This window comes from Rhizobium sp. Nf11,1 (assembly GCF_050587665.1).
In the GTDB taxonomy this organism is placed as follows: domain Bacteria; phylum Pseudomonadota; class Alphaproteobacteria; order Rhizobiales; family Rhizobiaceae; genus Rhizobium.
Genome location: NZ_JBOBHU010000031.1, coordinates 37,582 through 63,997 on the forward strand (window position 1 = coordinate 37,582; position 26,416 = coordinate 63,997).

Genomic DNA, 26,416 nt, shown 5'->3' on the forward strand with positions numbered 1-26,416 from the left:
CCTCCTGGTGAAACAACTCGCAAGAATGCATGAAACAAAGGAAAGTTCCACTCCTGGAGGAACTTAGGGATGCAGCACGGTGACCGGGGTTTCCAGCAGGTACGCGACGAGTTGGAACATTAGGCCGCTTAGCGCAAGAATTGCGAAGCCGAAAGGCATGATCAGGCTTTTGCTAAACATTCTCTCCTCTCCCGTTTTGAGTAAAGCATAAGCCGAAGCGCGTGATACGCAAGGTTATTACTAACAATTGGTTAAGTGAGATATTTAAGTAAAATGATAAATTCCAAGCGTGATCCCGCAGTTGTTTGCGGATATCATTCTGAAAGACACGGATAAATGGTATGCGCGTTCGATTCCCGTCCGGCAATTCTACGTTTCGGAGAGTTTTGGCTGAAGTAATCCGTTTCTCGACGGAACAGGGAGCCGTCGGATGCATCAATTCGGCGCAGGTGCTGAGTTATGTCTGGCCGCCGGCGGATTGATTTTGGCTCGGACTGCGTCATTTTTCCGGGGGTTCGTTCAATCAGGGAAAACCTCGATGCCAAAAGCTGCAATCGCTATCGCCTGCTGCCTCTGCCTGCTTACGCTCGCCGGCTGCGGCAATACCGCATACGGGCTGAAGAAGGATGGACAGGAGGCGAGCCACGCAATGGATAATGCGACCCATCGGGTGCTTTCGGCCGGCGCCAAGAAGTAATGGCGGCTGCCGGCGACACGCAGCAAATCTTGCATGAAAAAAGCCCGCCTGGGGTGAGGCGGGCTTAGCATAACAGAGAGAATGGACGGACCAAAACCGTCCCGACTGATACAGCATTTCCTTAAGGGGCCGCCGTACGTCATTCGACGTAGCCGCGACCGTTCCGGCAGCGCGTCAGGATCGGGTCAGAAGTTGCCCCAATTCTGAGCGCGGGCACGGGCGCGAATAATCCGGTATTCGCGACCGCCATAGAGCGAACCGATGGTCAGCAGAAGCGTCAGAACGTCCCAGATGATATGCATGTTATCCTCTCAGGTTGGACGGCTCTGCCGTCGATCGGTGAAGGTACAATAGCAATCTTTCGAACCTGCTTATATGACAAGAAATCGGGATGAGCAGGGAAAGGAGCAGGGCGCTTGCGGCGTCTGATAAGACGCGCGGCGCTGTAGGAGCAGCAACGTGAACAAATCAGCCGACGCTAGCCCATGACGATTTTCTCCGTCCGCCACATCACTTCCTATCGTTACCGCCGGGAGGTCGATTTCGGCGAGCATCGCCTGATGTTCCGGCCGCGCGACAGTTTCGACCAGCGGCTGATCGAGGCGTCGCTGACCACCTATCCGGAGCAAAGTCATGTGCGCTGGATCCACGATGTTTTCGGCAATTGCGTGGCGCTCGTCGATTTTTCCCGGCCGTCGGTGGAGCTTCGTTTCGAAACCTGGATCACACTCGATCATACGCCGCAGCTCGCCCCGGACATTCGGATCGACGAGGCGGCGCTGACCTATCCTTTCTCCTACGACAAGGACGAAATCGCCGATCTCGCGCCGGCGATGCAGCGCCATTATCCCGATTCGGGCGATGAGGTCGGCCGCTGGGCGCGCCAGTTCGTGCGCCTGGGGCACCCGACGGAGACCGGGCACCTGCTGATGACGCTGTGTTATGCCATTCGCGAAAGCTTTGTCTATGCACGCCGCCAGGAACATGGAACGCAAACGCCGCTGCAGACCTTGCACCTTCGCTCCGGCACCTGCCGGGATTTCGCGCTTCTGATGATGGAGGCGGTACGCTCGCTAGGCCTCGCGGCGCGGTTCGTCACCGGCTATGTCTACGTCCCCGACCGGGACGGCTCCACGGTGCTCGGCGGCGGTTCCACCCATGCATGGTGCCAAGTCTATCTTCCCGGGGCCGGCTGGGCCGAGTTCGATCCAACCAACGGCATCGTCGGCAACCGCGACCTTATTCGCGTGGCCGTTGCCCGCGACCCGCGCCAGGCTGTTCCTTTGAGCGGCAGTTACGACGGGCAGGGCTCAGATTTCGAGGACATGACGGTGCAGGTCAACGTGACCACGCGACAGCCGTGGGTTGCCGAGGGGTAATGATGCAGTGGCGGGGCATGGTGAATTGCCTGGGCCAAGGTGCTTTGCCCGGGAAGGTGCGAGGCATATCGCGGGAACCGGGCGGCGCGATCGACGTTCCATACTCACCTCCGCCCATGCCGGGAGGGACGAGGAAGCCACAATGAAGATACGCGCCGGGTTTCATCTGGGCTATAAATGCATACAGCCGACGCCGATGCTGCTGGTCCTCAACATTCATCCCTCCCGTCGCGCCGATCTTCTAAGCGAGCAGGTCCTGACATTCGACCGGCCGATCGAGGCGTGGGAATATACCGACAGCTTCGGCAATGCCTGCAGCCGGATTGTCGCTCCGCCGGGGCTGACGACGATTTCCACCGAGTTCGAGATCTATGACACGGGGCAAGCCGACATCGTTCCCGTACAGGCAGTGCAGCACGCAATCAAGGATCTGCCCGACGAGGTGCTCGTCTTCCTGCTCGGCAGCCGTTACTGCGACACAGACAGGCTTTCGGATTTCGCCTGGGCGACCTTTTCATCAACGCCGCTCGGCTGGGCGCGCGTGCAGGCGATCTGCGATTTCGTGCATGACCACATCACCTTCGATTATCAGAAGGCCGACGTTCTCAGAACCGCGCATGGGGGCTTCACCGATAAGAGCGGCGTCTGCCGCGACTTCGCCCATCTCGCCATCGCGCTCTGTCGATGCATGAATATTCCTGCCAGATACTGCACCGGTTATCTCGGTGATATCGGCGTTCCTGCCGATCCGAATCCAATGGATTTCAGTGCGTGGTTCGAGGTCTTTCTCGGCGGGCACTGGCATACGGTCGATGCGCGGCACAACACCCCGCGTATCGGCAGAATTCTGATGGCAACAGGCCGGGATGCGACCGACGTCGCGATTTCGACGGCTTTCGGCCCGGCGATGCTTTCCCGCTTCGAAGTAATCACCGAGGAAGTGCCGTAAGTTGCAGCCACGGACCAACGGCCGCCGTAGGTAGATCTTACGCCTTCTTCAGGAACTCCGTTTTCAGCACGAGGCCTTTGACCTGCTTGGTGTTGCACTCGATCTCGCCAGGATTGTCGGTCAGACGAATGCCTTTGACCAAGGTTCCACGCTTCAGCGTCTCAGAGGTGCCCTTGACCTTGAGGTCTTTGATCAACGTCACGGAATCGCCGTCGTGAAGCTGGGTTCCGTTGCTGTCCTTTACGATAATGTCTTCGGCCATGATGTCCTCGCTTGATGATGCGAGGGGGAAAACACGACGACAGGGGAGAGTCAATCACCGGTCCCGTCCCGTCCCGTCTGATTCTCGTTCTCCTGCCCCCGATCCGCGGCTGAACAGACCTCACGAACACAGCTGCGCAGCCAGCGGTGTGCGGGATCGGCATCCATCCTCGGGTGCCAAAGCAATGAAACCGTGAGCTCCGGAGTTGGAACGGGTAGGGGGAAACTGTGCATTCCCGCCCGCAAGGCTGCCGTGTGCCGTTCAGGAACGCTGGCGACCAGATCCGAGGCGCGGGCGAGCGCCAGCGCCGTGGAAAAGCCGCCGACGATGGTAGCGACCTGCCGTTCCAGCCCGAGCGTATTCAGAGCCTCATCGATCGCTCCTTTGTCGAACCCGCGCCGCGAGACGGCGATATGGCGGCCGGCCGCGTAACGGGAGGGCGTGATCTCATCACCGCAAAGCGGATGGCCTGTGCGCACGACGCCGATGAAGCGGTCGCGGAACAGGGCCTGCGCCCGCACCTCCGGTCCCATCGTCTCGTCGACGACACCAGTTTCCAGATCGACGCTTGCGTCACGCAACGGCGCGCTGTCCTTGTCCGGTTTCTGCATGAAGCGCAGCCGCACGCCAGGCGCTTGCTTGCCGAGGCGAGCGATCAGATCGGGGCCGAAACTCTCGGCAAAACCTTCGCTGGAGCGCAGCGTGAATGTCCGGACGAGCCTGCCGAGATCAAGCGCTTCGCCAGGACGCAGAACCGCCCGAGCATCCTCGACGATGCGGCCGACCCGCTCGCCCAGTTCGAGCGCCCGGGGTGTTGGAACCAGGCCGCGGCCGGCGCGCACCAGCAGCGGATCGCCCGTGGCCTCGCGCAATCGCGCCAGCGCTCGGCTCATGGCCGACGGGCTGAGCCGCAGCCTCTCGGCCGCACGGGCGACGCTGCCTTCGGCGAGCAAGACATCAAGGGTGACGAGCAGGTTGAGGTCAGGAGTCGACATGCATGCGGTATAACATAATTTCCAAGTGATATGGCGCCAGACGCATGAATGAAGTGCAAATGCTGCGCATTCCGCCAGGCCAGTTGCGGGACTAGGGTTCGATGGCTCCTTTTCCAGGAGGGTGAACATGGAGGTCCTGTTGAAGCCGATCATTGCAGAACAGGGCGAGGCAGTCGCCGAACGCCCCTATTCCGTCCGCTGGGGACTCGCCAGTCTTTGCCTCTCCATGCTCTTGCCGTCACTCGGCACCAGCATCGCCAACATTGGTCTGCCGGCCCTGGCGCAGGCATTCGGCGGCTCCTTCCAGGAGGTGCAGTGGATCGTGCTGGCCTATCTTCTTGCCATCACCACCCTGATCGTCAGCGTCGGGCGGCTTGGCGACATGACTGGCCGCAGGCGGCTTCTGCTCATTGGCATCCTGCTGTTTACGCTGGCCTCCGTCCTCTGCGGGTTTGCGCCCGCGCTCTGGCTGATGATCGCCGCGCGGGCGCTGCAGGGACTTAGCGCGGCCATCATGATGGCCCTCACCATGGCTTTTGTCGGCGAAACGGTGCCGAAGGCTAGGACGGGCAGCGCCATGGGGCTGCTCGCAACCATGTCGGCGATCGGCACCGCTCTCGGCCCGTCGCTGGGCGGCGCTCTGATTGCCGGGTTCGGCTGGCCGGCGATCTTTCTCGTCAACGTGCCGCTCGGCATCGTTGCCTTCACTCTTGCCTATTGTTTTCTGCCCGCCGACGTCAACATGGGGAAAACGGAGCGCGCCGGTTTCGACATGGCAGGCACCTTGCTGCTTGCCTTGGCCCTTTCGGCCTATGCGCTGGCGATGACGACCGGGCCGAGCAGCTTTGGATTGCTGAATCTCTTCCTGCTGGCGGCGGCTTTTTTCGGGGCCGGTCTCTTCGTCTTCGCCGAGAGGAAAGCCGCTTCCCCGCTGATCCGGCCGGCGGTGTTTCGCAATCCGGTGCTGAGCGCCAGCCTGGTCATGAACGCGCTCGTCTCGACGGTGATGATGGCAACGCTGGTGGTCGGCCCGTTTTATCTCTCCCGTGCGCTCGGGCTCAGCGAGGCCACCGTTGGCGCCGTGATGTCGATCGGCCCCGTCATCTCCATCCTTGCTGGAGTCCCGGCCGGCCGCCTGGTCGATCGTCTGGACACGCCATTCGTGATCGCCACAGGCCTCGTCGCCATGGCGGCCGGCGCCATCGCACTTGCCGTGCTTCCCGGAATGGCCGGCTACATCGCCGCCATCGCCATACTGACGCCCGGCTATCAGCTGTTCCAGGCGGCCAACAACACCGCCGTTATGGCGGATGTCTGCCCTGACCAGCGCGGCGTCATCTCGGGCGCGCTCAACCTGTCGCGCAATCTCGGGCTGATTACCGGCGCCTCAGTCATGGGCGCGGTATTCGCGCGAGCATCGGGAACATCGAATGTCGCCGTGGCAGGCCCCGAGGCCATTCACTCAGGAATGCAGATCACCTTTGCCGCCGCAGCCATGTTGATTGCTGCGGCACTCGCCATCGCCGCCGTGACTTACCGCCGCGGCCGCTGAAGCAGAGCGCCGTCGACACTGAGACCAAGGTCCGATCCGACCCGGACTTCATGCCGATACCAAACCCTCGGTCGCTGCAATAGGTTTTCGCGGTGGAACGAATTTGCGGAGTTTAGCGGTGACCAAAATCTTCGTTGTGGGGATGATACTGACGCCGGTTGTTTTCTGGGGTTCCATCGGTGCGCTGATATACTCGATGCTGTCGTGAACGGAGGTTTTCTGACCGAGCGTGCTGATCAGCTCGGGAGCCGAGCCCTTGTTCATCGGCTCGGAACAAGCCCGTCAAGCAGGAAGCCCAGACCTTTCCTGAAAACGCCGTCCCAATCATTGTCCAACAACAGACGAGCACGCTCGATCGTCGGGTATTCTGCGCTGAGATGAGCAAGGCGCTGCTGCCCGGCGAACATGTCTTCGTCCGAAAGGTCGAAGTTCGCACGAGTGATGGTCGCGCCCATCACATAGTTCCAGAGCGACCATATCGCGCCGTTCAAATCCGCCTCCTCGACACCGGCTCTGGATAAGACCCTGCCCAGCAGTTCCAGACGACCGAGGATGTTCGGGCCGAGTGCCCGGCGCGGCAGCAGCGATGCCGACCAGGGATGGCGTAGCATGCTGGCGCGCCAGTCTTCAAGCATATGAAAGACCGCCTGACGCCAATCCGGCGATTCGATTATTTGCGACGGTCCGCGATATTCGAGCACCGAGTCGAGCGCGAGATCAAAAACCTCCTCTTTGTTGGCGACGTGCCAATAGAGGCTCATCGCGCCCGAGCCGAGGCGATCGGCCAGCCGACGCATCTTCAATCCCTCAACGCCTTCGGCATCCAGCAGTTCGACCGCGGTTGCTACAATCCGTCCGAGCGAAAGAGGCGGTTCCTGTACGGAGGGGACCGGGGCAGCTTTCCGGTGAGGCCGTTTACTCTGAGTGCCGTCGCGTTTGGCTGCCATGTGTCTTTCCTAAAAAAGATCGGGACATCGATTTAAGCCGGCGAAGCGACGGATGTCGATCCTCGCCAGTTGACTCGTACAATGTACGATGCGATGAAGTCGTACTTTGTACGATTCTCACTTGCCAAAGAGTTAACAGCGCAATCCAGCAGGCGGTGAGGGTCGTTCCTCGCAGTCCTCACGGCCGAAAGAACATCATGTCACACGCAATCAAACATCTGCTCATCGGAGGGCTGATCATCATGACCACAGGAATTCCCAACGCGACGACGGCGGCGAATGAGGGTGACCTCAAGCTGACTGTCGTCAATCCAAAAAACCTCTACGATCCGACGCCGAATGGCTATAGCACGGCAGTGATCGTCCCCCGCGGCGCCCGTTTGGCCTATATCTCCGGACAGGGTGGCCAGGACAGGATGGGAGCCTTGTCGCCGGACTTCGCCGTTCAGGTGAAGCAGGCCTACGCAAACTTGCGCAGCGCCCTCGACGGCCTCGGCGCAAGGCCGGATCAGGTCGCCAAGCTGACGATCTTCGTGGTTGATCACGATATGTCCAAGCTCGAGGTGCTGACCAGGAACGTCAAAGAAATGTTCGGCGACGCACTCCCGGCGCAGACCCTTGTCCCCGTTCCCAAACTTGCAATCGATCCGATGCTGTTCGAAGTCGAAGCCGTCGTCATGCTTGAATAGGGGCTGCGACTGATCCGCCGGCTGGTCTGATGGAGAAAATTGCCCGACTTGAGAGATAGGTGACGTTTTGTACCGGAGACATGGGTAACACTTTCCGTTTTGAAGCGGGAGGTGTTGATGCCGTGGAGAGAGATTTCGGTCATGGAGGAACGTCTTCGATTTGTCGCCGGATTGCTTGAGGGCGAGGGTATGAGGGATGTGTGCCAGGGGTTCGGCATCTCGCGCAAGACTGGTTACAAGATCTTCAACCGTTACAAGGACGAAGGGCTTGAAGCCCTGACGGACCGGTCGCGCCGACCGGTCCGTCAGGCCAATCAGCTCGCGGAGCCGGTCACGGCGATGATCGTGCGGCTGAAGAGGGAAAAGCCGCACTGGGGAGCGCGCAAGATCCGGGAGCTTCTGGTCGAACGGCTTGCAGGCGATGTGCGCATTCCCGCCACAAGCACCGTGCATGCCGTGCTCGACCGACACGGCCTTGTGAGACGGGCCCGCAAGAGGAACCAGGCGAACAAGGCCGTGGGAACGGTGCTTGGCGAAGCTCGTCTTCCCAACGATCTCTGGTGCGTCGATTTCAAGGGCGAGTTCAAGCTCGGCAACGGACACTACTGTTACCCGTTGACGGTTACCGACCAGGCATCACGCTATCTTCTCTGCTGCGAGGCCTTCGAATCGACCCGGGAGCATGGCGTCTTCGAGGTTTTCCGCAGGCTCTTTGCCGAGCGGGGCCTGCCCGCCGCCATTCGCTCCGACAACGGCTTGCCCTTTGCCAGTCCCAACGGGCTCTACAACCTGTCGAAGCTATCGGTGTGGTGGCTGAGGCTCGGCATCGTCATCGAGCGCATCAAGCCAGGCCATCCACAGCAGAACGGACGCCACGAGCGCATGCATCTGACCCTGAAGAAAGAGGCCACCCGCCCGCCCGGCAGAACCTTCCTCCAGCAGCAGGCACGCTTCGATGACTTCATCAGCGAATTCAACCAGGAACGCCCGCATGAGGCATTGGAAATGAGGCGCCCGGCAGAGATTTATCGGCCATCAAACCGCCTCTATACGGGCCTGCCCGAGATCGACTACCCGTTCCACGATCGCGAGGTGTTGGTCACCAATTGCGGACGCATCTGCATGCATCGCAAGAAGATCAATATCTCCACAGTCATGGCAGGACAGAAACTCGGCATCAAGGAGGTCGACAACGGCATTTGGCTCGTCAGCTTCATGCAGTATGATCTCGGATATATCGACTTGGAACAGAGAACCTTGCAAACTATCGACAACCCGTTCGGCACGAGGTTGTCACCTGTGTCTTAGGTACGTTTCGTTACCTATGTCTTCGGTACGGACAAACGAGCAGCTGGAGCGGGTGAAGGGAATCGAACCCACGGTACGGTTTCCCGCACGCCGGTTTTCAAGACCGGTTTTAATGCCTTGATTAGAGCAGGAAAAGCAGCCATTTCCTTTGACGGTCACGCTCTGCCTGTAGATGGCGGCGGCGGAGGTCTTCCAGCCAGCGGTGGAAACGTTCAGTTCGACGCTTCTTGCGATCATCCCTTTCTGTTTGTGTGATTAAGCTTGGCTTCATTGGTAATCCTCGCGACAATCGTTGTTGATGGTCGCAAGGAGTCTTGAAAGCAACAAGCTTATATCTGGCTTTTTTAGGCCGGTCGTTGGTGCGTTTAAGGAGCTGAGTTAATTGGTCCGCTTTCGTCTGGCGCGGAATGCAGTCATGACGTTTGCCGTAAGTGCGATTCCCCGTTCTACGAAATCCTCCTGCTCTGGACGCGCCTGAGCAAGAAGAGCCCTCCCAATTAATTCGGGGTCGAAGTTCGAGTTGATGATCGTTTGAAGTAGCTCGTTGAGACTTTTCGAAGACAGATCACCTGCCGCTGACCCTTTCCGGTCAGACCTTTTATCTGTGCGATTAGAGAACAAATCAGGCATCGCAGGTTCTCCTGATTGTCTGGCTTGAGGTTGTGAAGGCCGATTCACAACCACTCGCTTGCTAATGTCATCTACGTAGGGAGGCACTTCTCTAATCCTGGCGAGAATGGTTTGACCAAAACTTAGGCGTAACCAACTCACGAAAACGCCGTCTGATTCAGGAATTTGAGACCGCCCAACAAGCTCCGCCCTGGCAATGCCGTTCAGGATAAGACCTTCGTCAGTCCTGAGTACCGCGTCCAGAGCTACGCGTTCAGGCTTCCAGGAGCGCAAATCGGGATAGCCAAAGCTCCTCTGTGCCGTTTGGTCCGAGCGGCGAGCTAGGCGGGATGCCTCGAAGGAAATGTAATCAGCGTCTTGGAGTGGGTGCCGCAGAGGGGCATCGGTACAAGCACCGAGGATTGCACCAGCCATCGTCGCAATCGAATCTGTGTCCGATCCCAGTGCATTTGCTGCCGCAATCACCGCCTCCTCGGGACCAGCATGCTCACATAGTGATGCCAGATACGCAGCAAGAACAGCAGTTTTCGTCCCGGAACCACGGGATTCCGGACTAAATCCGCCCAAGGAATTCAAGGCTCGCATGTATGCAACCTCGATTTCCGTGTCTCCTATCCCTTGCAGGAGTGCGAGATCATCAGCGATTTCTTTCACTGTCCTGTTGATCACGGCCTCAAGGGACGAGCCGAGTTGATCAAGCCACTGCCCAACCCAAAAGAGCCTGAGGTCGGCATCGCTATCTATAATGGATGCAATATTCGTAAGTTCTCCAAGCTCGTCCATCAGTTCATTCATACGAAGAGGCCGTCCAACCTTCATCGCCTTCGCTAAGCTCAAGGCATGAAAACATGCGCCTACAATCGCGCGTGGATGACCGTGCGTGCAGATGGTGTTCTTTATGACGTCCGAAAGAATTCGCGGGAGGTTGTCAATATCTCTAGCTGCCCATACGTGGGGTTGGATACGCATTGCCCCGCCGTTTCCACCGGCCTTGATATAGTTTGCTCGTTTGTTGTCGAAGAAATTCGAATACCAAGTGGCGGATGTTCGCGCCAAGCTCGAAGCCGCCTCGCGGCTGGCAATGCCTGCTCCAAGCGCGTAGTTCATCCATGCGGGCAGTTCCACTTTTGAAAAGGCTGCCACGTCGAAAGAACCGTCTCCCCGTACTGCGCGGGAAGTTGCCAAGCGAAGCTGCGTGTCATCGGAATAAGAGCCTGCTGGGAAGTCGACAAACACCCCGATCTTGCTACCGAGCTTTCTGCGCCACGGAACTGTGCGCGTTACCTTTGATTGGCCAGTTCGATGTGCAACCCGCCCCTCGTCGGCCAATTCAGTCATGAAACCCAGTGCGTCGCCGTAGGCTGCCCATACAGCGGACGATCTTATTCGATTTTCTCTGATCTCGCTCATATAGGTCGTGCACCAAATTTTTCTGGAGATACCACTACGTCGACATCTCGATGGAATGTAGCTTTCAAAAATCCGATGATCTCGGACTGGTCCGCAGTGTTAGCAACATAAATCCGCTGGAGGAAGTCCGTTGAAATTTTTCTCGGATAAAGTGCTTCCGCCTGAAAGTCAGTGGGATATGACGCGGGCAACCGGGTTGATCTATTTGTTATGCTGCCGTACCTTCCAGCAACCTTATTGGCGAACAGAACTTCCAGTCCCGGTGCACCAACACCACGAATGACACTGGGATAGATATTGTTTGTACTAGAAAACACTACTCCTTCATGCGAGAGTATATCCGGAGAAAAAGAGAGTACGCACCAAAATATTGGTTCATCTCTGTGCCATGACTGAGAACTTACCTGAAAGAAGTCGGTGTTTATGTGACTGACAGAAAGACTCACATAGTCGACGTAGGTCGGGTCTTTTCTGAGGTTGGCGTTTGGAGCGAATAGATATTTGACCATCTTGTCATTCTGAAGCCTCTTCCGCGATTGCAAATGCTCAGTGTATAGTGTCCCCAAGCACCCGTGATTGGTTGTGAAATGAACGACCTCTGTGATTGATCTTGCGGCAACTATTTCCTCGACGGTCATAGCTCAATCTCCTGAACTAGGTTTGCTTCGATATCGTCCACCAGCGACAAGGCCTCCGAAGGTTTGACACCTAAAACCACTGTCTTTCTAGCGCGACCAATACCCATAGCGACCAATCTTCGAAGCGCCTCAAATCCTTCATCATCCGGCTCTTCTCCATAGCTTGCATCTTGCTGAGCTAGGCCGAGCAGAAAAAGGTGATCGAACTCTAATCCCTTGGCGCTGTGAAAAGTGCAGAGACCGATATTAGCTTCATCTTCTGGCCACGCTCTGGAGCCCTGAAGCTCACAAAATGCTAAGCGTCTCAAGCGAAGCTGTTGCCTCAGAAAGTCAAAATACTTGCCACCCTTAAGATGCAGGAAACCAACAGTTTCGGTCTCAAGGTCGATATCCGCCAGACGCTTCAACGACCATTCGACTTGTTCGCGGTAGAGACCTTTGAGCAGAACTGGAAGATTACCGCTTTCGACGCAACTCTCCGGATCAGGAAGACTGGCATCGTCATCCATTGGAAGTCCAGCCGCAACGGCCGCAGCCAGCTTTGCAATCTCTTTGGTGTTGCGATAATTCACTGTTAGTCGAAAGCTGCGCTGAGCCGTCACAGTCACACCTGCCTCAGCCCACGAGGTTCCCCTGGGATAAATGCGCTGCGCGTTGTCAGTGACGATAGTAATCGTGGCATTTGGAGCACAATGCCTCATTATCGCTCGCAGTTGATTTGCTGAGAAATCCTGCGCTTCGTCGACCACCACAACATCAAACAGGAAATCGGGTGCATGCTGAGACATCAGGACTGCAATGTCATGGAAATCCTGGATGTTGTTAACCTGCTTCCAATGCAGGTATGGTCGCACAACCTCATCAAGAAGCCTAGTTCGCATAGCTCCGTCCATCTGCGGCGAGTTCCCCCTACCTGTGCGCGGACGGGTCAAATAGTCATCCAGGTTCCCGGGAAGGAACCGTCCAAGAATGTAATTCACTTCATCCAGGATGAAGCTTGTATCGCGAGGAAACGGCCTAGCTAGACGGCGAAGCTCAACCTCGCAACGCTCAAGTTCGAGCGGCCCATTAATTCCGAGGGTGTCGTATGCCCATTTGTCGAAGGTGAGGACGTAAATTAGGACGCTGTCGGCGTAATCGGCCATTTCCTCTCGAATGACAGCAGCGATGTAGCCCTTTAGCGTGTTGTAGTAGGTCAGGACCAATACATGCGCTGGCAACGATCCTTCGTTACGCAACTGGTTTACGACTGTACCGGTCGCTGCTCGCAGTGCCGTCAACGCGGTGGAAGTTTTTCCACTGCCTGCTGCTCCGCGAATTAAGGATGTACCGGTCTGTATGCGCCGTATTACAGTGATTTGTTCCGGTGTTGGCCGGATACGCCGTAGAACCCTCAAGACCCGCTCCCGAATTTGCCCCAGTCAAGCGGAGGTGAGCTTAAATGGGAGCGGCACTGAGTCGCAATCTGATTGCAAAAAACAAGTGCGCACTACCCGGAGATGCTTGAGCTGCCTTATTTCTGTCCGTTAGAACTCTCGAAGCATGGGATTTTCAGCTTAGATGCTCGGAGTCGACGCCCTGCGGGAAACATCATGATTTGCAACAGATATGCAGTTGCAACATTGTTGCAGTAAATGTTGATATTGTTGCCGAGAACCCTCTTTAGCAGGCAACCAGCATCAACAGATTTTGATAAACATTTTCAAATATTTATGGCGGAAGAGGTGGGATTCGAACCCACGGTACGGTTTCCCGCACGCCGGTTTTCAAGACCGGTTCCTTAAACCACTCGGACACTCTTCCAAGTATTTGGGAAGCCTGAGGAAATTCCGTTTCGGTCTTTCCGGAGGATCGGTGGTTTCTGCCGATCGCTGCCCATGACTCACAGGCCGGCTTTTTAGCAGCTTTGATGGCAGCGTCAACTTGTTCTGCAGAGAAGCGGCTTTGACAGCCGCTTCTCTCTGCCGCCGTCAGACCAGGACGGTGAAGTTGTCGAATGCGAGTTGCGGAAAGCCCGTCGGCTCGACATCGGGCTGAATATCGAAGCGGACAAAATCGACCGCTCCCAAGGCGGCCAGCGAGATATGCTGACCATCGGCAATGGTGTCTCCGTAGACCGTCAGCGACATCTCACTCACCTTGTCGCCGCCGATATAACCCTCGAAGGTTACGAGGGCGTCGACACCTTCATAGGCGGGGTCGAAATTGGTTGCGACATCGACGCCCTCGATGGTGAAGAGCTTGCCGTCAACGCGTTCGAAAAACGGATTATAGGGATTGGTGACGACGTACTCGTTGCCGCCGGATTCGGCGACCGCCCAAAGGTTGCCATCGAGTTTGTCGCCAAATTTGAATCCTGCATAGCCGGAGGCGATGTCAGGCAGCCCGGGATATTCGGTGGGAGCATTCTCGAAATCGATGGAATACTGTCCTTGCGGAGGAGTGTGGACGCCGATGTTGAGATTAGCGACGTCGGTGCCGCCCTTTCCATCGGAGATCTTAAATGAAAAATTCTCGCCGAAGATCCCGCCGGGTTCAAGCGCGCTCGGATCATTGACCGTGTAACTATAGCTGCCGTTGCTCCAAATCGTCAGCGTTCCGTGCTCACCCTCGATGGTAAGATATCCCGGCTCGCCCGCCTTGTTGGGAATTCTCATTCCGTTGACGAACTGAACCTGAAGCAGATCGCCGTCGGAGTCCGAGGCGTTGTCGAGAAGGTTTCCTTCGATGGCCTCCGCTGGTGCGTAGTCGTGGACCTTCACGTCAGGCACTATTGGTTTGTGATTTGCCATGGCTCGTCTCCCTAAAGATGAGCGTGGAAAGGACGCCGCAAATAAACTTTCTACTCCACTTTGAGTCAAGCAACAAACTACACGCGGTAAGGGAGTGGCGCCAGATGCTGGCGCCGTGGGGACACGTATATCGGAGAGGAACAGCTGGTATGCTACCCTGGGAGGAAGGTTCCGGTTGTAACCAACGTCGGAAGAGCAGCTGTTGCGCGTGCCGGTGTCTCAATCCGGTACCGCTCGGACTTTGAAAGCAGGCCGACGTTTACCATGTGGCCCGCATCGGCACACCGATTTCGGCTCTGATTGCAACAACGGGAGAGCTTCCAGTTAGCAATTTATAAACCATATTTATTAGAATTATCGCTATCGCAGCGAAATCGTTCGCAAATTTGCCACGAACTCAGCAAGATTAAAGTCTCGTTAGGCGGGCGGGGATAAGGCGTTGTTGACCCAGGATGGGGCAGAGTTCCTTAACCATAACGATCTTTGAGCGGCGTGGGGCACATGAAACTGGAATACGGGGCGTCTATCGCAACGACAGCACGGTGGCTAGCGATATCGGCGATGTGTGCGACGGTTGCGGCGTGCGGCACGACACAGGCCGTGCCGAAGAAAAGAGCCCACGGCAAGGAATATTTTTCCGAATCCGAATATGGCGTTAAGGCCAGCCCCCGCGTCGCCACCGGCAACAATATCCCGAAGGGCGGCGGCCGCTACATGGTCGGCAACCCCTATGAGGTGAAGGGCAAGTGGTACTATCCGAAAGAAGACTTCGCCTATAACAAGGTCGGCGTCGCCTCATGGTACGGCTCCGCCTTTCACGGACGGCTGACGGCGAATGGCGAAGTTTACGACCAGATGCACCTATCTGCCGCGCATCCGACGTTCCCGCTGCCGAGCTATGCCCGCGTCACCAATCTCGAGAACGGCTCCTCCATCGTCGTGCGTGTCAACGACCGCGGCCCTTATCACGAAGGCCGCATCATCGACCTCTCCAACAAGACGGCCGACATGCTGGATCTGCAGCACAGCGGCACCGGCAAGGTGCGCGTGCAATATGTCGGCCGCGCCCGCATGGACGGCCATGACATGCCCTATCTGATGGCCTCCTACGTGCCGAAGGGCAGCCGCATTCCCGGCATCAATCCGGAAGGGCAGATCGCAACCGGCGTGATGGTCGCCTCCAACAGCCGCAAGATCACCCGCGATCAGTTGCAGAACGCCGAAGACTACGAGACGCCGGCGAATGTGCCGGTGCCGATGTCGGCGACCTCCTATGCCGGCTCGACGCCGAGCGCGCGCTACAATGCGGCGCCCGGCCTTGCGCCGGCCGCCCATGTTCTGGTGGCGCCGTCGGCTCCTTCCCCCGCTGCCTCGCCGGCCTTCGATCAGATGGTGGTGCTGCCGGAGTTCGGTCCCATGCCTTATGAGCGGCCCTATGGCGGTTCGCAGGGCTCCCTCGCGCTTGGCTATCAGAACGAAGCGGTGAAGACAGTAACGGTCGATCTCGCCTTCGACGCGGTGATGGTGCGCAATGACGGGCTGACGCAGGCTTCCATCCTTGCCTCGGCCAGGCGCCAGCAGGCAAAATCGGCAGCGCGTTGAGCATGGCGATTGCATCGAATTTCGCCGCGCTCTAACCTTCTCAAAAACGCCGTTGACCGATGGGAATTGCGATGCTGAGGCCTGTGCTTCGTCTGCTTGCATGCCTGATGCCGCTCGCCGCCAGCGCACATGCCGCCGACGGGGGCGCAGCCGGTTTCGCCACCAAGGCGGCGCAGGCCTATATGATCGAGGCCTCCACCGGCACGGTGCTTCTCGCCAAGAATGAGGATCAGAGCTTTTCGCCGGCTTCGCTCGCCAAGCTGATGACGATGGATCTGGTCTTCGATGCCGTGACCAAGGGCCAGATCACGCTCGATACCGAATATCCCGTTTCCGAATATGCCTGGCGCACCGGCGGCGCGCCGTCGAGGACGGCAACGATGTTTGCGGCCCTCAAATCACGCGTGCGCGTCGAGGATCTCATCAAGGGCGTCGCGATCCAGGGCGCCAATGACAGCTGCATCATCCTGGCCGAGGGGATGGCCGGAAGCGAGGAGCAATTCGCTCAGTCGATGACCCGCCGAGCCCGCGAACTCGGCATGGAGAAGGCGGTGTTCGGCAATTCCACCGGCCTTCCGGACGGCAAGAGCAAGGTGACGGCGCGCGAGATGGTGACGTTGGCCGCTGCGCTTCAGCAATCCTATCCCAATCTCTATCCCTATTTCGCGCAGCTGGATTTCGAATGGAACAAGATCTTCCAGCGCAACCGCAATCCGCTGCTCGGGCTCGATCTCGGCGCCGACGGGCTTGCGACCGGCTTTGCCGAGGGAGAAGGCTACTCGATCGTCGCGTCGGTCCAGCGCGACGGCCGGCGGCTGTTTCTGGCGCTTGCCGGCATCGCGTCCGACAAAGAGCGAACGGAGGAGGCCAAGCGCGTGCTCGAATGGGGGCTGACTGCCTTCGAGAGCCGTCAGATCTTCACCGAGCATGAAGTGATCGGCGCAGCCAGCGTCTATGGCGGCTCGGCGCGCACCGTCGATCTCGTCGCCAAGGTGCCGGTCAGTGTCTATATTCCGATCAGCAACCCCGACCGGCTTTCGGCGCGCATCGTCTATCACTGGCCGCTGACGGCGCCGGTGAAGCCGGATTATCAGGCCGGCACGCTCAAGATTTTCGCCGGTAGCCGGCTGCTTAGGGAAGTGCCGCTCTATACCGCGCAGGCGGTCGGGGAGGGCTCACTCAGCAGCCGGGCGGTCGACGCAGTGCTGGAACTCGGCGAATCGCTGTTCTTCTCCTGGCTCTGGGACAAGTCCGCCCCCGGCTGAACGCCCGGGATGAGGCTCTTGCTCACAGCTCTTCTTTTCCCGCGTGCCGTTGCTGCACAGCCATGCTCCAGACTTGAATGCCTGACCTTCTGATACAATTTGCGGGGAAGGTGATTATGTCGCCGCCGCGAAAGGTTTTCCTTCCCGATGTCTTCGGATAGATAGAAGAGGCGGGGCGCGCGTGCGTGCGGCGTCCGGAATGCGGGAAGTTGTCATTGTCATCCGGTACGGGACTGTTCGTTACATTTGAAGGCGGGGAAGGCGCGGGAAAATCCACGCAGATCCGCCGCCTCGCCGAGGCGCTGAAGGGCGAAGGTCACGAGGTGCTGGTGACGCGGGAACCGGGCGGATCGCCGGGCGCGGAGGCCGTGCGCCATGTGCTGTTGTCGGGCGCTGCCGAGGCCTTCGGGACGCGGATGGAGGCTATCCTCTTCGCAGCGGCGCGCAACGACCATGTCGAAGAGGTGATCCGGCCAGCCCTTGCCGCCGGCAAGATCGTGCTCTGCGACCGTTTCATGGATTCTTCCCGTGTCTACCAGGGCATCACCGGCAATCTTGAGCCCGATTTCATCGAGACACTGCAGCGCGTCGCCATCAACGGCGTCATGCCGGATTGCACCTTGATATTGGATATTCCCGCAAAGGTCGGCCTGGAGCGGGCGCAGAAGCGCAGCGCTTCGGACGGTCCGGATCGCTTCGAGAAGGAGCGGCTCGAAACGCACGAAAAGCGGCGCGAGGCCTTTCTCGATATCGCCGCCCGCGAGCCGGCGCGCTGCCACGTGGTCGATGCCATGCAGACGGAAGAGGCGATCGCCGCCGAAATCCTGGCGATCGTCAAGCGGCTGATGTCGCCCGCAGATCGCGCGCGGATGCCGGAAGCCGCCCATTATGAGTGAAGATCGGCCGGGACTGCTGGACGGCGCTATCTGGCCCGCCGAAAATACCAGGCTGTTTGGCCATGAGGAGGCGGAATCCTTCCTTGCCCAGTCCTACCGATCCGGCAAGGGTCACCACGCCGTCCTGATCGAAGGGCCGGAGGGCATCGGCAAGGCGACGCTCGCCTTCCGCTTCGCCAACCACGTCCTCTCGCATCCCGATCCCGATGCGGCGCCGGAGAAGATCGGCGATCCGGATCCTGCCTCGGCCGTTAGCCGGCAGATCGCCTCCGGCGCCTCGCATAATCTCCTGCATCTCGCCCGGCCGGTGGACGAAAAGACGGGCAGGGTGAAATCGGCGATCACCGTCGACGAGGTGCGCCGCGCCGGCAAGTTCTTCTCGCAGACCTCGGGCACCGGCAACTGGCGAATCGTCATCATCGATCCGGCCGACGACATGAACCGCAATGCGGCCAACGCCATTCTGAAGATCCTCGAGGAGCCGCCGAAGCGGGCGCTGTTCCTGGTGCTTTCGCACGCGCCGGGCCGGCTGCTGCCGACGATCCGCTCACGCTGCCTGCCGCTGAAACTGGCGCCGCTTCCCGACGAGGCACTCGTGGCGGCCCTTGCCCATCTCGGCATAGCAGGCGAGGGCAGCGTGCTTTCGGCGGCCAAGGGCAGCGTCGGCGAAGCCTTGAAACTGTTGAACTATGGCGGCAGCGAAATCATCGCCGGTTATGACGAGGTGCTTTCCGCCGAGGGACCATCCGCCCGCAAGGCGATGCACCGGCTGGCGGAGGCGCTTTCGGGCAAGGAAAGCGATACGATTTTCGATTTTTTCGTCAGCCACGTCGGCGACGACATCATGAGCCGCGCTCGCGCGGCGGCAGGCGATGGGCAGATCGCCGCGGCCGAACGGCTGGCGCGGCTCTACTCGGAGGTTATCGAGCGGCTTACCGTTTCCGACGCCTATAATCTCGACCGCAAGCAGACGATCATCAGTATTCTCGCTGACATCAAGCAGCCCAGACTCTAGCCAAGGTTTCAGCCAAGGTTGGGCGGATCAGCCGGCCAGCAGCTTCCACGCGACGAGCGCAAGGGTGACGGCCAGGACAATGCGAATGATGCGCTCGTGCAGCTTCGGCGCCAGAAGGCTTCCCAGAATAATACCGGGAATCGAGCCGACGAGCAGGGCAAAGAGCATCGCCCAATCGATCTCGCCGATCAGCCAATAGCCGGTGCCGCCGATCAGGGTCAGGGGTACGGCGTGGACGATGTCGGAGCCGACGATTTCGCGCACATCGAGCCTCGGATAGAGCACGAGCAGGATCGTCACCCCAAGCGCACCGGCGCCAACAGAGGTCAAGGTGACAAGCACGCCGAGACAGAATCCGAGAATGACGGTGAGGGCAAGAATGGTCGTCGCTCGCGGCGGCACGCGTTCGCCGATGGCGCGGCGCGCCAATTGAAGTATCGGGCCGCGAAAGATCAGCATGATCGCGGTCATGACGAGAAGCCAACCGAGGGCTGATGTAATGGTGTTGGTCACGCCGATGCTCTTGCGATCGACACCTGCCAGCAACCAGAGCATCAGCAAGGCGGCCGGGACGCTGCCGGCGGCGAGGCTGCCGACGATCTTCCAGTTGACGCGCCCATGCACGCCGTGAACAGCGGTGCCCGCTGTCTTGGTGATCGCAGCATAGAGAAGATCGGTGCCGACGGCAGTTGCCGGATGGACGCCGAAGAGCAGCACCAGCAGGGGTGTCATCAGCGAACCGCCGCCTACGCCGGTAATGCCGACAAGGGCGCCGACAAACAGTCCCGAAATCGAATAGAGAGGCTCGAATGTCAAGCAAGCGCCTCCAACGGCGCCCGGCCACGGGGATTGTGGTGGGTGAAAACTGGCACGTCGTTGGGTCCCGCCTCTCTTTCTGACGACCGGTAAATTGCGTGCGAGACGGAGTCAAGCTCACGACCCCGTGTCCTGGAATTCATGGGCGGCAGCGAAACTTGATGTTTCGCTCGACGGTGACATGCGCTAAGAGCGGCTGACCATTGATAAATAAGCCGGACCTTGGCCGCCATGACAGACAAGACATCCTTCTATATCACCACCGCGATTTCCTATCCTAACGGCAAGCCGCATATCGGCCATGCCTATGAGCTGATCGCGACGGATGCGATGGCTCGCTATCAGCGCCTGGATGGCAAGGACGTCTTCTTTCTGACGGGCACCGACGAACACGGCCAGAAGATGCAGCAGACGGCGCGCGCCGAAGGGATCCCGCCGCAGGCGCTCGCCGACCGCAACTCCGGCGAGTTCCAGGCGATGGCCAAGCTGCTCAACGCTTCGAACGATGACTTCATCCGGACCACGCAGGAGCGTCATCACGAGACATCCAGGAATATCTGGACGCTGATGGCCGACAATGGCGACATCTACAAGGACAGCTATGCCGGCTGGTACTCGGTGCGCGACGAGGCCTATTACCAGGAAAACGAGACGGAGCTGCGCGCCGACGGCGTGCGTTACGGCCCGCAGGGCACGCCCGTCGAGTGGGTGGAAGAGGCGAGCTATTTCTTCAAGCTCTCCGAATACCAGGAGAAGCTGCTGGCCCATTACGAGGCCAATCCCGATTTCATCGGCCCGGCCGAGCGCCGCAACGAGGTGATCTCCTTCGTCAAGTCGGGCCTCAAGGACCTGTCGGTGTCGCGCACGACCTTCGACTGGGGCATCAAGGTGCCGAACGATCCTTCGCATGTCATGTATGTATGGGTGGACGCGCTGACCAACTACATCACGGCGACGGGCTATATCGAGGACAAGAATGGCCCGCGGGCGAAATACTGGCCGGCGGATGTGCACATCATCGGCAAGGACATCATTCGCTTCCACGCCGTCTATTGGCCGGCCTTCCTGATGTCTGCGAAGCTGCCGCTGCCGAAGCGCGTTTTCGCCCACGGCTTTCTGCTCAACAAGGGCGAGAAGATGTCTAAGTCGCTCGGCAACGTCGTCGATCCGGTCAATCTGGTGAACCATTTCGGGCTCGACCAGGTGCGCTACTTCTTCCTGCGCGAAGTCTCCTTCGGTCAGGACGGCAGCTATAGCGAAGAGGCGATCGGCACGCGCATCAATTCCGACCTCGCCAACGGCATCGGCAATCTCGCCAGCCGGTCGCTGTCGATGATAGTCAAGAATTGCGACGGCAAGATCCCGGAATGCGGGCCGCTGACCGACGAGGACAAGGCGATGCTTGCCCAGACCGATGCGCTGCATGCATCGACACGCGAGGACATGAGCAAGCAGCTCATCCATCGCGCGCTCGCCTCGATCATCGCAGTGGTTTCGGAGGCCGACCGCTATTTCGCCGGCCAGGCGCCCTGGGCGCTGAAGAAGACGGATCCGGCGCGGATGGGCACGGTCCTTTATGTCACGGCCGAGGTGGTGCGCCAGATCGCCATCCTGCTGCAGCCCTTCATGCCGGAATCGTCGGGCAAGCTGCTCGATCTTGTCGCCGCGCCTGCCGACAAGCGCGATTTTGCCGCGCTTGGCGAAGTTGGCCGCCTCGTTGCCGGGACGGTGCTCGAAGCGCCGACACCGGTCTTCCCGCGCTATGTGGCTCCGGAGGCCTGAGGCCGTGCTGATCGATACCCATTGCCATCTCGATTTTGCCGACTTCGAGGCGGAGCGCGACGAGATCGTCACGCGCGCCCACCAAGCCGGCGTCAAGCAGATGGTGACGATCTCGACGCGCGTGCGCAAGCTCGACGGGCTGCTCGCCATCACGGAGAAATATCCGTCGGTGTTCTGCTCCGTCGGCACCCATCCGAACAATGCCGGCGACGAGCTGGACATCCAGACCGAAGAGCTGGTGCGCTTGGCGAAGGCGCATGAGAAAGTGGTGGCGATCGGCGAGGCGGGCCTCGATTATTTCTACGACACGCAGACACCAGAGGATCAGCAGACCGGCTTTCGGCGCCATATTGCCGCCGCTCGGGAAACGCAGCTTCCGCTCGTCATCCACAGCCGCAGCGCCGATGCCGACATGGCTGATATCCTGACCGAGGAAACGGGGAAGGGGGCCTTCCCCTTTATCCTGCATTGCTTCTCGGCAGGGCCGGATCTGGCGCGGACCGGTGTCGAACTCGGCGGCTACATCTCTTTTTCCGGCATTCTGACCTTCCCGAAATCGGAAGAGCTGCGTGAGATCGCCAAGACGATCCCGCATGAACGGCTGTTGGTGGAAACGGACGCGCCCTATCTCGCTCCGAAGCGCTGGCGCGGCAAGCGCAATGAGCCGTCCTATGTCGTCAATACGGCCGAAGTGCTCGCCGAGACGATCGGCCTTTCCTATGCGGAGGTCGCACGGATCACGACGGAGAACGCGTTTCGCCTGTTCTCGAAAATGCCAAGGATTTAGCAGGTGCTCTATCGGCGGCGCTTCACCATTCTCGGCTGTTCGTCGTCACCGGGCGTGCCGCGTATCACCGGCGACTGGGGCGCCTGCAATCCCGACAACCCAAGGAATCGGCGCACGCGCGCCTCGTTCATGGTGCAGCAATTCGCTCCCGATGGCGGCGTGACGACCGTCGTCATCGACACCGGACCCGATTTTCGCGAGCAGATGATCCGGGCAGGGGCCGACCATGTCGATGCGGTGCTCTACAGCCATCCGCATGCTGATCATATTCACGGCATCGACGATCTGCGCGGCTATTTTCACAATACCCGCCGGCGAGTGCCGATCTACGCTGACCAATTTACGATGGACAGGCTGCGTGAAGCCTTCGGCTATTGCCTGGAGACGCCGCCGGGCAGCAATTATCCGCCGATCGTGCTGCCTGTCGTCATCGAAAATCTTGACGAACCCGTCGAAATCCGCGGCCCCGGCGGCAAGATCGATTTTTTTCCGCATATCCAGCAGCATGGCGATATCAATTCGCTCGGCTTCCGCATCGGTGATGTAGCCTATTGCAGCGATATCAGCGATTTCCCGCCGCAGACCGTCGAGAAACTGAAAAATCTCGACGTGCTGATCATCGACGCCCTGCAATACACCTATCATCCGAGCCATCTGTCGCTGGAACAGTCGCTCGACTGGATCGGCCGGCTGAAGCCGAAAAGGGCGATACTCACCCACATGCATACGCCGCTGGATTATGACGCAGTGATGGCGCAGACGCCGGACCACGTGGTCCCGGCGTTCGATCAGATGAGCTTCGAGACGGAGTTTCTCGCTTAACCCGGCGATGCAGCATGCTTACACGCGTACAGCAGGATCGGGGACTGAGCCCCGACCCTGGCGCAGGTCACTGCATATAGGGAAGAACCTCGACCGCGCCGCGATAGATCATGTCGAGCGAGACGTAGAGGATGATCAGCAGACCGATATAAGCGATCCAGCGATGGCGGCCGAGCAGACGGGCGATCAGGTTCGCGGCGATACCCATCAGCGCGATTGACAGACCGAGGCCGATGACCAGGACGCTCGGATGTTCGCGCGCAGCGCCCGCAACGGCGAGCACGTTGTCGAGCGACATCGAAACGTCGGCAATGACGATCTGGGTTGCCGCCTGGAAGAAGGTCTTTTTCGGCGCGCCTTCGCCGCTTTCCGCTACGCGATCCTCGTTATGGCCGTCGCGAAGCTCGCGCCACATCTTCCAGCAGACCCAAAGCAGCAGCAGGCCGCCGGCCAGCAGCAGGCCGACGATTGCCAGCAGATAGACGGCAACACTGGCGAAGAGAATACGCAGGACCGTTGCGGCAAGAATGCCGACGATGATCGCCTTGCGCCGTTGTGTGGCCTCGAGGCCGGCAGCGGCAAGACCGATAACCACGGCGTTGTCGCCGGCGAGAACAAGGTCGATAGCAATGACCTGCAGCAAAGCCGTCAGACCGGCTGCCGTGAAGATGTCCATATGAAATGTCCCCAATGCGTCGAAAGCCGTGCTAACGTCTCGATGGTTTGACGTCAACCGCCGAAGGCTGCCACAGACGGTGCGATTCACTGCCTGGTGTATCTGAAAAAGGACAGGCGGCAACGTTATGGAACTGCCGTGAAATGCCGCCGATCCGTCCCACTGCCGTGGAACATTCGTCTCGGCTGCCGGTTCTTCAAGTCAGAAACCAGGCGTCGGATCGACGGCTGGAAAGAGACATCGAGAGGAGCGTTCCGTGAGCAACATTCACCACGATACCAACCCCAGCTCTTCAGGCCCGATGGGCGGCGGCAGCCTTACGGCATTTTTCGACAGCCGGTCCGAAGCCGAATCTGCGATCTCCCGTCTCGAGGACGCGGGCGTGCCGGTCGCAAGAATAAGATTGATGCCGGGCTACGAAGCGGATGGAAAGAATCCCGGCGCCATAAGCGACGACCGCAGCGGCTTCTTCGACGCGCTGGCCGACTTCTTCTTCCCGGATGAAGATCGCGCGATGTACGCAGAAGGGCTGCGGCGAGGCGGCTTTCTCGTTCAGGTCAATGATATCGACGACGCGCTCTATGAGACCGTTCACGATATTCTCGACGATGAAGGCAGCATCGACATCGATGAGCGGGCAGATCTCTGGTTGTCGGAAAGCGGCCGTCAAGGCGGGTCGAATACCGGTTTTGCGGGCTCGGCCCATGGCGGCAAAGCTGCGGATGACCTGGCTGTGTCCGAGAGCGCGTTCGAAGATGAAACGCGACCGGTCGCGATACGCGACACTACGCATGGAAGCGGCAAGGTGCGCGCCTATACCTATCCCGGAGGCGGCTCGCCATCGACCGGTACGGATCAGCAAACGCAGACACAGACACAGACGCAAGGCAGATCGAATCAGAGTCAGGGATTCCGGCGCGATCACTGATGTCCAGTGCCTCGCATGAGAGCCGGCCACGGTCGCTCTAGCTGATATTCGAAGGAGACGTCCATGCAATCCTCCATCAATCGCGACGGTTTCCTTCCGCCGGATCCCGATGAGCTGGTCGCAGAAGGTGAGCCGCCCTTTGCCGATGCCGCCAGCGCGACCGCGCGTGAGAAGGCCGACTACGATCTCGATATCCTACGGCACGAAATAAGGCTGTTGCGCGCCCGGATCGGTATTTTGCGCGAGGATGCGGAATCGGCGCTGAAAGCCCAGGCGAACCTGATAGACGCAAGCGCCCATGTCCAGCTCGGCAACTATCCCTGGGCAAAGCTCGCCTTGGCCACGGGCGCGGCTTTCATCGCGGCCAGAATCGTTCGCAGCTTTCCGTTCAGCGTTTTGCTGGCCGGGTTTGCCGGTCACCTCTCCAAGACGAGACCGTGGTGAAGGGCTGACCATCTGATACGCTCGGTCCCCTGACAATTCGGGAGAGAGCGCAATGTGCCGCCCGTGATCTGACTGCGGGCCGCACTTCGCAGCTGTTGCCCCAAATTCATTTCTGACATTGCCAACCGTACGGGTACCGTGCCGCAGGGAGTCTGCAGTCCGGGAAGGCGCGCCGATGATCCCGTCACCGAGACAAGGATCGGAAATGATCGCAGCTGGGCAAGGATCAGCCTGCCTCGGCCAGACAGGTTCGTCGATTGACGTTGATGGCGTGGCGATTGAGGAGTAGCAAGCCGCAGGGCTTCCATACCCCTTGTTCGGAATGCCCGTGGGCGATGTGCGAATCCAACCTGTTGAGCAATCGATCTAAAGGTACAGCCAGATGATTGATTTCAGGTCACTGACAGAAGCAGATTTTCTGATGTTGTGTGAGTGGCTAAATAAACCTCATATGCGTGCTCACTACCAGAAGACGCCGATAACGATCGAGGAAGTTCAGAGGAAGTATTCTGAGCGCCTGAGCCCAAGCCATCCTACCCATTGCCATATAGCTTGTTATAATGGTGAGCCTTTCGGAAAATTGCAGTGCTATTTGCTTCGCGACTATCCCGACTTCGCGTCTGAGATGGGCGAGCACGACGGCGTAGCGGTCGACTTATTTATCGGTGATGAGCAGTTCATAGGGAGGGGCTTGGGGAAAACTATGCTTCGCTCATATGTGCTGAACGTGGTTCCTTCACTTTTTCCCCACGACTGCAAATGTTTCATTTGTCACGCTAAAGAGAACCAAATAGCTATTCGGGGTTCGCTGTCCGCAGGGTTTCTGCCGTATCGAGACGTCATCGAGGGCGGAGTGGAAAGTCTGCTACTTTCATTCGACCGATCGAAGGCATGTCTGCCTTTTATCCGATAACGGCGATAAATCCTGCTGACCATTGCGGAGAGACGGTTCGGGGCCAAAAGCAACAGTCGGAAAACCACTCCTCTGTTCCATAATCTACCTTATGCGACACTGTAGCCGGGTGGGTTCAAGGATGAAGTGCGACTTGCGATAGATGCCAATGGGTTATCACTCGCAAGGAATGGCTGATGAGACGCACCTACTCCCAGATCGACATGGATGAACGTCGCAGGG

At 58.9% G+C, this 26,416-nt stretch carries 25 protein-coding genes and 1 tRNA gene; 16 read left to right on the plus strand and 10 right to left on the minus strand.

Annotated features, from left to right (window positions below; genetic code table 11):
* Window positions 1-538 precede the first annotated feature (538 nt).
* The 3 genes from ACQ7C1_RS29335 to ACQ7C1_RS29345 all read left to right on the plus strand — a co-directional run bounded on the left by ACQ7C1_RS29335 (window position 539) and on the right by ACQ7C1_RS29345 (window position 3,025).
* Window positions 539-697 (plus strand): entericidin, encoded by a 159-nt coding sequence (locus tag ACQ7C1_RS29335; protein WP_085778213.1) that lies wholly within the window; start codon window positions 539-541, stop codon window positions 695-697.
* Between the two features lie 485 nt (window positions 698-1,182).
* The gene (locus ACQ7C1_RS29340) at window positions 1,183-2,076 is read left to right on the plus strand and encodes a transglutaminase family protein (protein WP_430960831.1); all 894 of its coding nucleotides are present in this window, start codon (window positions 1,183-1,185) and stop codon (window positions 2,074-2,076) included.
* A 142-nt stretch (window positions 2,077-2,218) separates the two neighbouring features.
* Window positions 2,219-3,025 carry a transglutaminase-like domain-containing protein gene (locus tag ACQ7C1_RS29345; RefSeq protein WP_430960832.1) on the plus strand — a complete coding sequence of 269 codons (807 nt, stop codon included), beginning with the start codon at window positions 2,219-2,221 and terminating at the stop codon, window positions 3,023-3,025.
* A 37-nt stretch (window positions 3,026-3,062) separates the two neighbouring features.
* Here ACQ7C1_RS29345 and ACQ7C1_RS29350 read toward each other — a convergent pair whose 3' ends face one another.
* Both ACQ7C1_RS29350 and ACQ7C1_RS29355 read right to left on the minus strand, forming a co-directional pair.
* Entirely contained in the window at window positions 3,063-3,287 is a 225-nt protein-coding gene (locus tag ACQ7C1_RS29350) for an alkylphosphonate utilization protein (RefSeq protein WP_184459645.1), read from the minus strand.
* A gap of 50 nt (window positions 3,288-3,337) precedes the next feature.
* The gene (locus ACQ7C1_RS29355; RefSeq protein WP_430960833.1) at window positions 3,338-4,282 is read right to left on the minus strand and encodes a LysR family transcriptional regulator; all 945 of its coding nucleotides are present in this window, start codon (window positions 4,280-4,282) and stop codon (window positions 3,338-3,340) included.
* Between the two features lie 127 nt (window positions 4,283-4,409).
* On the opposite strand from ACQ7C1_RS29355, the gene ACQ7C1_RS29360 reads away from it, so the two are divergent.
* Entirely contained in the window at window positions 4,410-5,834 is a 1,425-nt protein-coding gene (locus ACQ7C1_RS29360; RefSeq protein WP_430960834.1) for an MFS transporter, read from the plus strand.
* A gap of 260 nt (window positions 5,835-6,094) precedes the next feature.
* On the opposite strand, the gene ACQ7C1_RS29365 is transcribed toward ACQ7C1_RS29360, so the two are convergent.
* Window positions 6,095-6,781: a TetR/AcrR family transcriptional regulator gene (locus tag ACQ7C1_RS29365; protein WP_430960835.1), complete on the minus strand. Its 687-nt coding sequence runs from the start codon at window positions 6,779-6,781 to the stop codon at window positions 6,095-6,097.
* 197 nt (window positions 6,782-6,978) lie between these two features.
* On the opposite strand from ACQ7C1_RS29365, the gene ACQ7C1_RS29370 reads away from it, so the two are divergent.
* Window positions 6,979-7,470: a RidA family protein gene (locus ACQ7C1_RS29370; RefSeq protein WP_430960836.1), complete on the plus strand. Its 492-nt coding sequence runs from the start codon at window positions 6,979-6,981 to the stop codon at window positions 7,468-7,470.
* Window positions 7,471-7,587: 117 nt separating this feature from the next.
* Window positions 7,588-8,778: an IS481 family transposase gene (locus ACQ7C1_RS29375; RefSeq protein WP_430960837.1), complete on the plus strand. Its 1,191-nt coding sequence runs from the start codon at window positions 7,588-7,590 to the stop codon at window positions 8,776-8,778.
* Window positions 8,779-9,156: 378 nt separating this feature from the next.
* Here ACQ7C1_RS29375 and ACQ7C1_RS29380 read toward each other — a convergent pair whose 3' ends face one another.
* From ACQ7C1_RS29380 to ACQ7C1_RS29400, 5 genes are all read right to left on the minus strand, one after another.
* A complete protein-coding gene (locus ACQ7C1_RS29380) occupies window positions 9,157-10,818 on the minus strand; it encodes an ADP-ribosylglycohydrolase family protein (RefSeq protein WP_430960838.1) in 1,662 nt (553 codons plus the stop codon).
* Complete coding sequence (locus tag ACQ7C1_RS29385; RefSeq protein WP_430960839.1) at window positions 10,815-11,456, minus strand: DarT ssDNA thymidine ADP-ribosyltransferase family protein; 642 nt, start codon at window positions 11,454-11,456, stop codon at window positions 10,815-10,817. Before ACQ7C1_RS29385 ends, ACQ7C1_RS29380 begins: the two co-directional genes overlap by 4 nt.
* Window positions 11,453-12,853, minus strand: a complete 1,401-nt coding sequence (locus tag ACQ7C1_RS29390; protein WP_430960840.1) for a UvrD-helicase domain-containing protein — start codon at window positions 12,851-12,853, stop codon at window positions 11,453-11,455. The genes ACQ7C1_RS29385 and ACQ7C1_RS29390 overlap by 4 nt, the downstream gene beginning before the upstream one ends.
* Window positions 12,854-13,169: 316 nt before the next feature.
* Window positions 13,170-13,259 (minus strand) — tRNA-Ser (locus tag ACQ7C1_RS29395).
* 167 nt (window positions 13,260-13,426) lie between these two features.
* Window positions 13,427-14,248, minus strand: a complete 822-nt coding sequence (locus ACQ7C1_RS29400) for an Ig-like domain-containing protein (protein ID WP_430960841.1) — start codon at window positions 14,246-14,248, stop codon at window positions 13,427-13,429.
* A gap of 501 nt (window positions 14,249-14,749) precedes the next feature.
* Here ACQ7C1_RS29400 and ACQ7C1_RS29405 point away from each other — a divergent pair.
* The 4 genes from ACQ7C1_RS29405 to ACQ7C1_RS29420 all read left to right on the plus strand — a co-directional run bounded on the left by ACQ7C1_RS29405 (window position 14,750) and on the right by ACQ7C1_RS29420 (window position 19,026).
* Window positions 14,750-15,850: a septal ring lytic transglycosylase RlpA family protein gene (locus tag ACQ7C1_RS29405; RefSeq protein ID WP_430960842.1), complete on the plus strand. Its 1,101-nt coding sequence runs from the start codon at window positions 14,750-14,752 to the stop codon at window positions 15,848-15,850.
* Between the two features lie 71 nt (window positions 15,851-15,921).
* Window positions 15,922-17,115 carry a D-alanyl-D-alanine carboxypeptidase family protein gene (locus ACQ7C1_RS29410; protein WP_430960843.1) on the plus strand — a complete coding sequence of 398 codons (1,194 nt, stop codon included), beginning with the start codon at window positions 15,922-15,924 and terminating at the stop codon, window positions 17,113-17,115.
* Between the two features lie 215 nt (window positions 17,116-17,330).
* On the plus strand, window positions 17,331-18,011 hold the full coding sequence (tmk, locus tag ACQ7C1_RS29415) for a dTMP kinase (RefSeq protein WP_430960844.1): 681 nt from the start codon (window positions 17,331-17,333) through the stop codon (window positions 18,009-18,011).
* Window positions 18,004-19,026 (plus strand): DNA polymerase III subunit delta', encoded by a 1,023-nt coding sequence (locus ACQ7C1_RS29420; protein ID WP_430960845.1) that lies wholly within the window; start codon window positions 18,004-18,006, stop codon window positions 19,024-19,026. Before tmk ends, ACQ7C1_RS29420 begins: the two co-directional genes overlap by 8 nt.
* A 27-nt stretch (window positions 19,027-19,053) precedes the next feature.
* Here the strand turns inward: ACQ7C1_RS29420 and ACQ7C1_RS29425 are convergent, their stop codons facing one another.
* Window positions 19,054-19,842, minus strand: a complete 789-nt coding sequence (locus ACQ7C1_RS29425) for a sulfite exporter TauE/SafE family protein (RefSeq protein ID WP_183706673.1) — start codon at window positions 19,840-19,842, stop codon at window positions 19,054-19,056.
* A gap of 231 nt (window positions 19,843-20,073) precedes the next feature.
* Here ACQ7C1_RS29425 and metG point away from each other — a divergent pair, with 231 nt between their 5' ends.
* Genes metG through ACQ7C1_RS29440 form a run of 3 tightly spaced genes read left to right on the plus strand, consistent with a single transcriptional unit; the run spans window position 20,074 to window position 23,233 of the window.
* Window positions 20,074-21,624, plus strand: a complete 1,551-nt coding sequence (gene metG / locus ACQ7C1_RS29430; RefSeq protein ID WP_097599355.1) for a methionine--tRNA ligase — start codon at window positions 20,074-20,076, stop codon at window positions 21,622-21,624.
* A gap of 4 nt (window positions 21,625-21,628) precedes the next feature.
* Window positions 21,629-22,411, plus strand: coding sequence for a TatD family hydrolase (locus tag ACQ7C1_RS29435; RefSeq protein ID WP_430960846.1), 783 nt, complete (start codon window positions 21,629-21,631; stop codon window positions 22,409-22,411).
* 3 nt (window positions 22,412-22,414) lie between these two features.
* Window positions 22,415-23,233: an MBL fold metallo-hydrolase gene (locus ACQ7C1_RS29440; RefSeq protein WP_085778201.1), complete on the plus strand. Its 819-nt coding sequence runs from the start codon at window positions 22,415-22,417 to the stop codon at window positions 23,231-23,233.
* Between the two features lie 67 nt (window positions 23,234-23,300).
* Here the strand turns inward: ACQ7C1_RS29440 and ACQ7C1_RS29445 are convergent, their stop codons facing one another.
* Complete coding sequence (locus ACQ7C1_RS29445) at window positions 23,301-23,909, minus strand: TerC family protein (RefSeq protein WP_020921320.1); 609 nt, start codon at window positions 23,907-23,909, stop codon at window positions 23,301-23,303.
* A gap of 256 nt (window positions 23,910-24,165) precedes the next feature.
* Here ACQ7C1_RS29445 and ACQ7C1_RS29450 point away from each other — a divergent pair, with 256 nt between their 5' ends.
* The 3 genes from ACQ7C1_RS29450 to ACQ7C1_RS29460 all read left to right on the plus strand — a co-directional run bounded on the left by ACQ7C1_RS29450 (window position 24,166) and on the right by ACQ7C1_RS29460 (window position 26,194).
* Window positions 24,166-24,837: a hypothetical protein gene (locus ACQ7C1_RS29450; RefSeq protein ID WP_430960847.1), complete on the plus strand. Its 672-nt coding sequence runs from the start codon at window positions 24,166-24,168 to the stop codon at window positions 24,835-24,837.
* Between the two features lie 63 nt (window positions 24,838-24,900).
* Window positions 24,901-25,281 (plus strand): hypothetical protein, encoded by a 381-nt coding sequence (locus ACQ7C1_RS29455; RefSeq protein WP_430960848.1) that lies wholly within the window; start codon window positions 24,901-24,903, stop codon window positions 25,279-25,281.
* A gap of 382 nt (window positions 25,282-25,663) precedes the next feature.
* Window positions 25,664-26,194 (plus strand): GNAT family N-acetyltransferase, encoded by a 531-nt coding sequence (locus ACQ7C1_RS29460; RefSeq protein ID WP_430960849.1) that lies wholly within the window; start codon window positions 25,664-25,666, stop codon window positions 26,192-26,194.
* Window positions 26,195-26,416 lie beyond the last annotated feature (222 nt).

Coding starts and splice junctions, on each gene's coding strand:
- ACQ7C1_RS29335 (WP_085778213.1), top strand. CDS start 539: ATGCCAAAAGCTGCAATCGCTATCGCCTGCTGCCTCTGCCTGCTTACG.
- ACQ7C1_RS29340 (WP_430960831.1), top strand. CDS start 1,183: ATGACGATTTTCTCCGTCCGCCACATCACTTCCTATCGTTACCGCCGG.
- ACQ7C1_RS29345 (WP_430960832.1), top strand. CDS start 2,219: ATGAAGATACGCGCCGGGTTTCATCTGGGCTATAAATGCATACAGCCG.
- ACQ7C1_RS29350 (WP_184459645.1), bottom strand. CDS start 3,287: ATGGCCGAAGACATTATCGTAAAGGACAGCAACGGAACCCAGCTTCAC.
- ACQ7C1_RS29355 (WP_430960833.1), bottom strand. CDS start 4,282: ATGTCGACTCCTGACCTCAACCTGCTCGTCACCCTTGATGTCTTGCTC.
- ACQ7C1_RS29360 (WP_430960834.1), top strand. CDS start 4,410: ATGGAGGTCCTGTTGAAGCCGATCATTGCAGAACAGGGCGAGGCAGTC.
- ACQ7C1_RS29365 (WP_430960835.1), bottom strand. CDS start 6,781: ATGGCAGCCAAACGCGACGGCACTCAGAGTAAACGGCCTCACCGGAAA.
- ACQ7C1_RS29370 (WP_430960836.1), top strand. CDS start 6,979: ATGTCACACGCAATCAAACATCTGCTCATCGGAGGGCTGATCATCATG.
- ACQ7C1_RS29375 (WP_430960837.1), top strand. CDS start 7,588: ATGCCGTGGAGAGAGATTTCGGTCATGGAGGAACGTCTTCGATTTGTC.
- ACQ7C1_RS29380 (WP_430960838.1), bottom strand. CDS start 10,818: ATGAGCGAGATCAGAGAAAATCGAATAAGATCGTCCGCTGTATGGGCA.
- ACQ7C1_RS29385 (WP_430960839.1), bottom strand. CDS start 11,456: ATGACCGTCGAGGAAATAGTTGCCGCAAGATCAATCACAGAGGTCGTT.
- ACQ7C1_RS29400 (WP_430960841.1), bottom strand. CDS start 14,248: ATGGCAAATCACAAACCAATAGTGCCTGACGTGAAGGTCCACGACTAC.
- ACQ7C1_RS29405 (WP_430960842.1), top strand. CDS start 14,750: ATGAAACTGGAATACGGGGCGTCTATCGCAACGACAGCACGGTGGCTA.
- ACQ7C1_RS29410 (WP_430960843.1), top strand. CDS start 15,922: ATGCTGAGGCCTGTGCTTCGTCTGCTTGCATGCCTGATGCCGCTCGCC.
- ACQ7C1_RS29420 (WP_430960845.1), top strand. CDS start 18,004: ATGAGTGAAGATCGGCCGGGACTGCTGGACGGCGCTATCTGGCCCGCC.
- metG (WP_097599355.1), top strand. CDS start 20,074: ATGACAGACAAGACATCCTTCTATATCACCACCGCGATTTCCTATCCT.
- ACQ7C1_RS29445 (WP_020921320.1), bottom strand. CDS start 23,909: ATGGACATCTTCACGGCAGCCGGTCTGACGGCTTTGCTGCAGGTCATT.
- ACQ7C1_RS29455 (WP_430960848.1), top strand. CDS start 24,901: ATGCAATCCTCCATCAATCGCGACGGTTTCCTTCCGCCGGATCCCGAT.
- ACQ7C1_RS29460 (WP_430960849.1), top strand. CDS start 25,664: ATGATTGATTTCAGGTCACTGACAGAAGCAGATTTTCTGATGTTGTGT.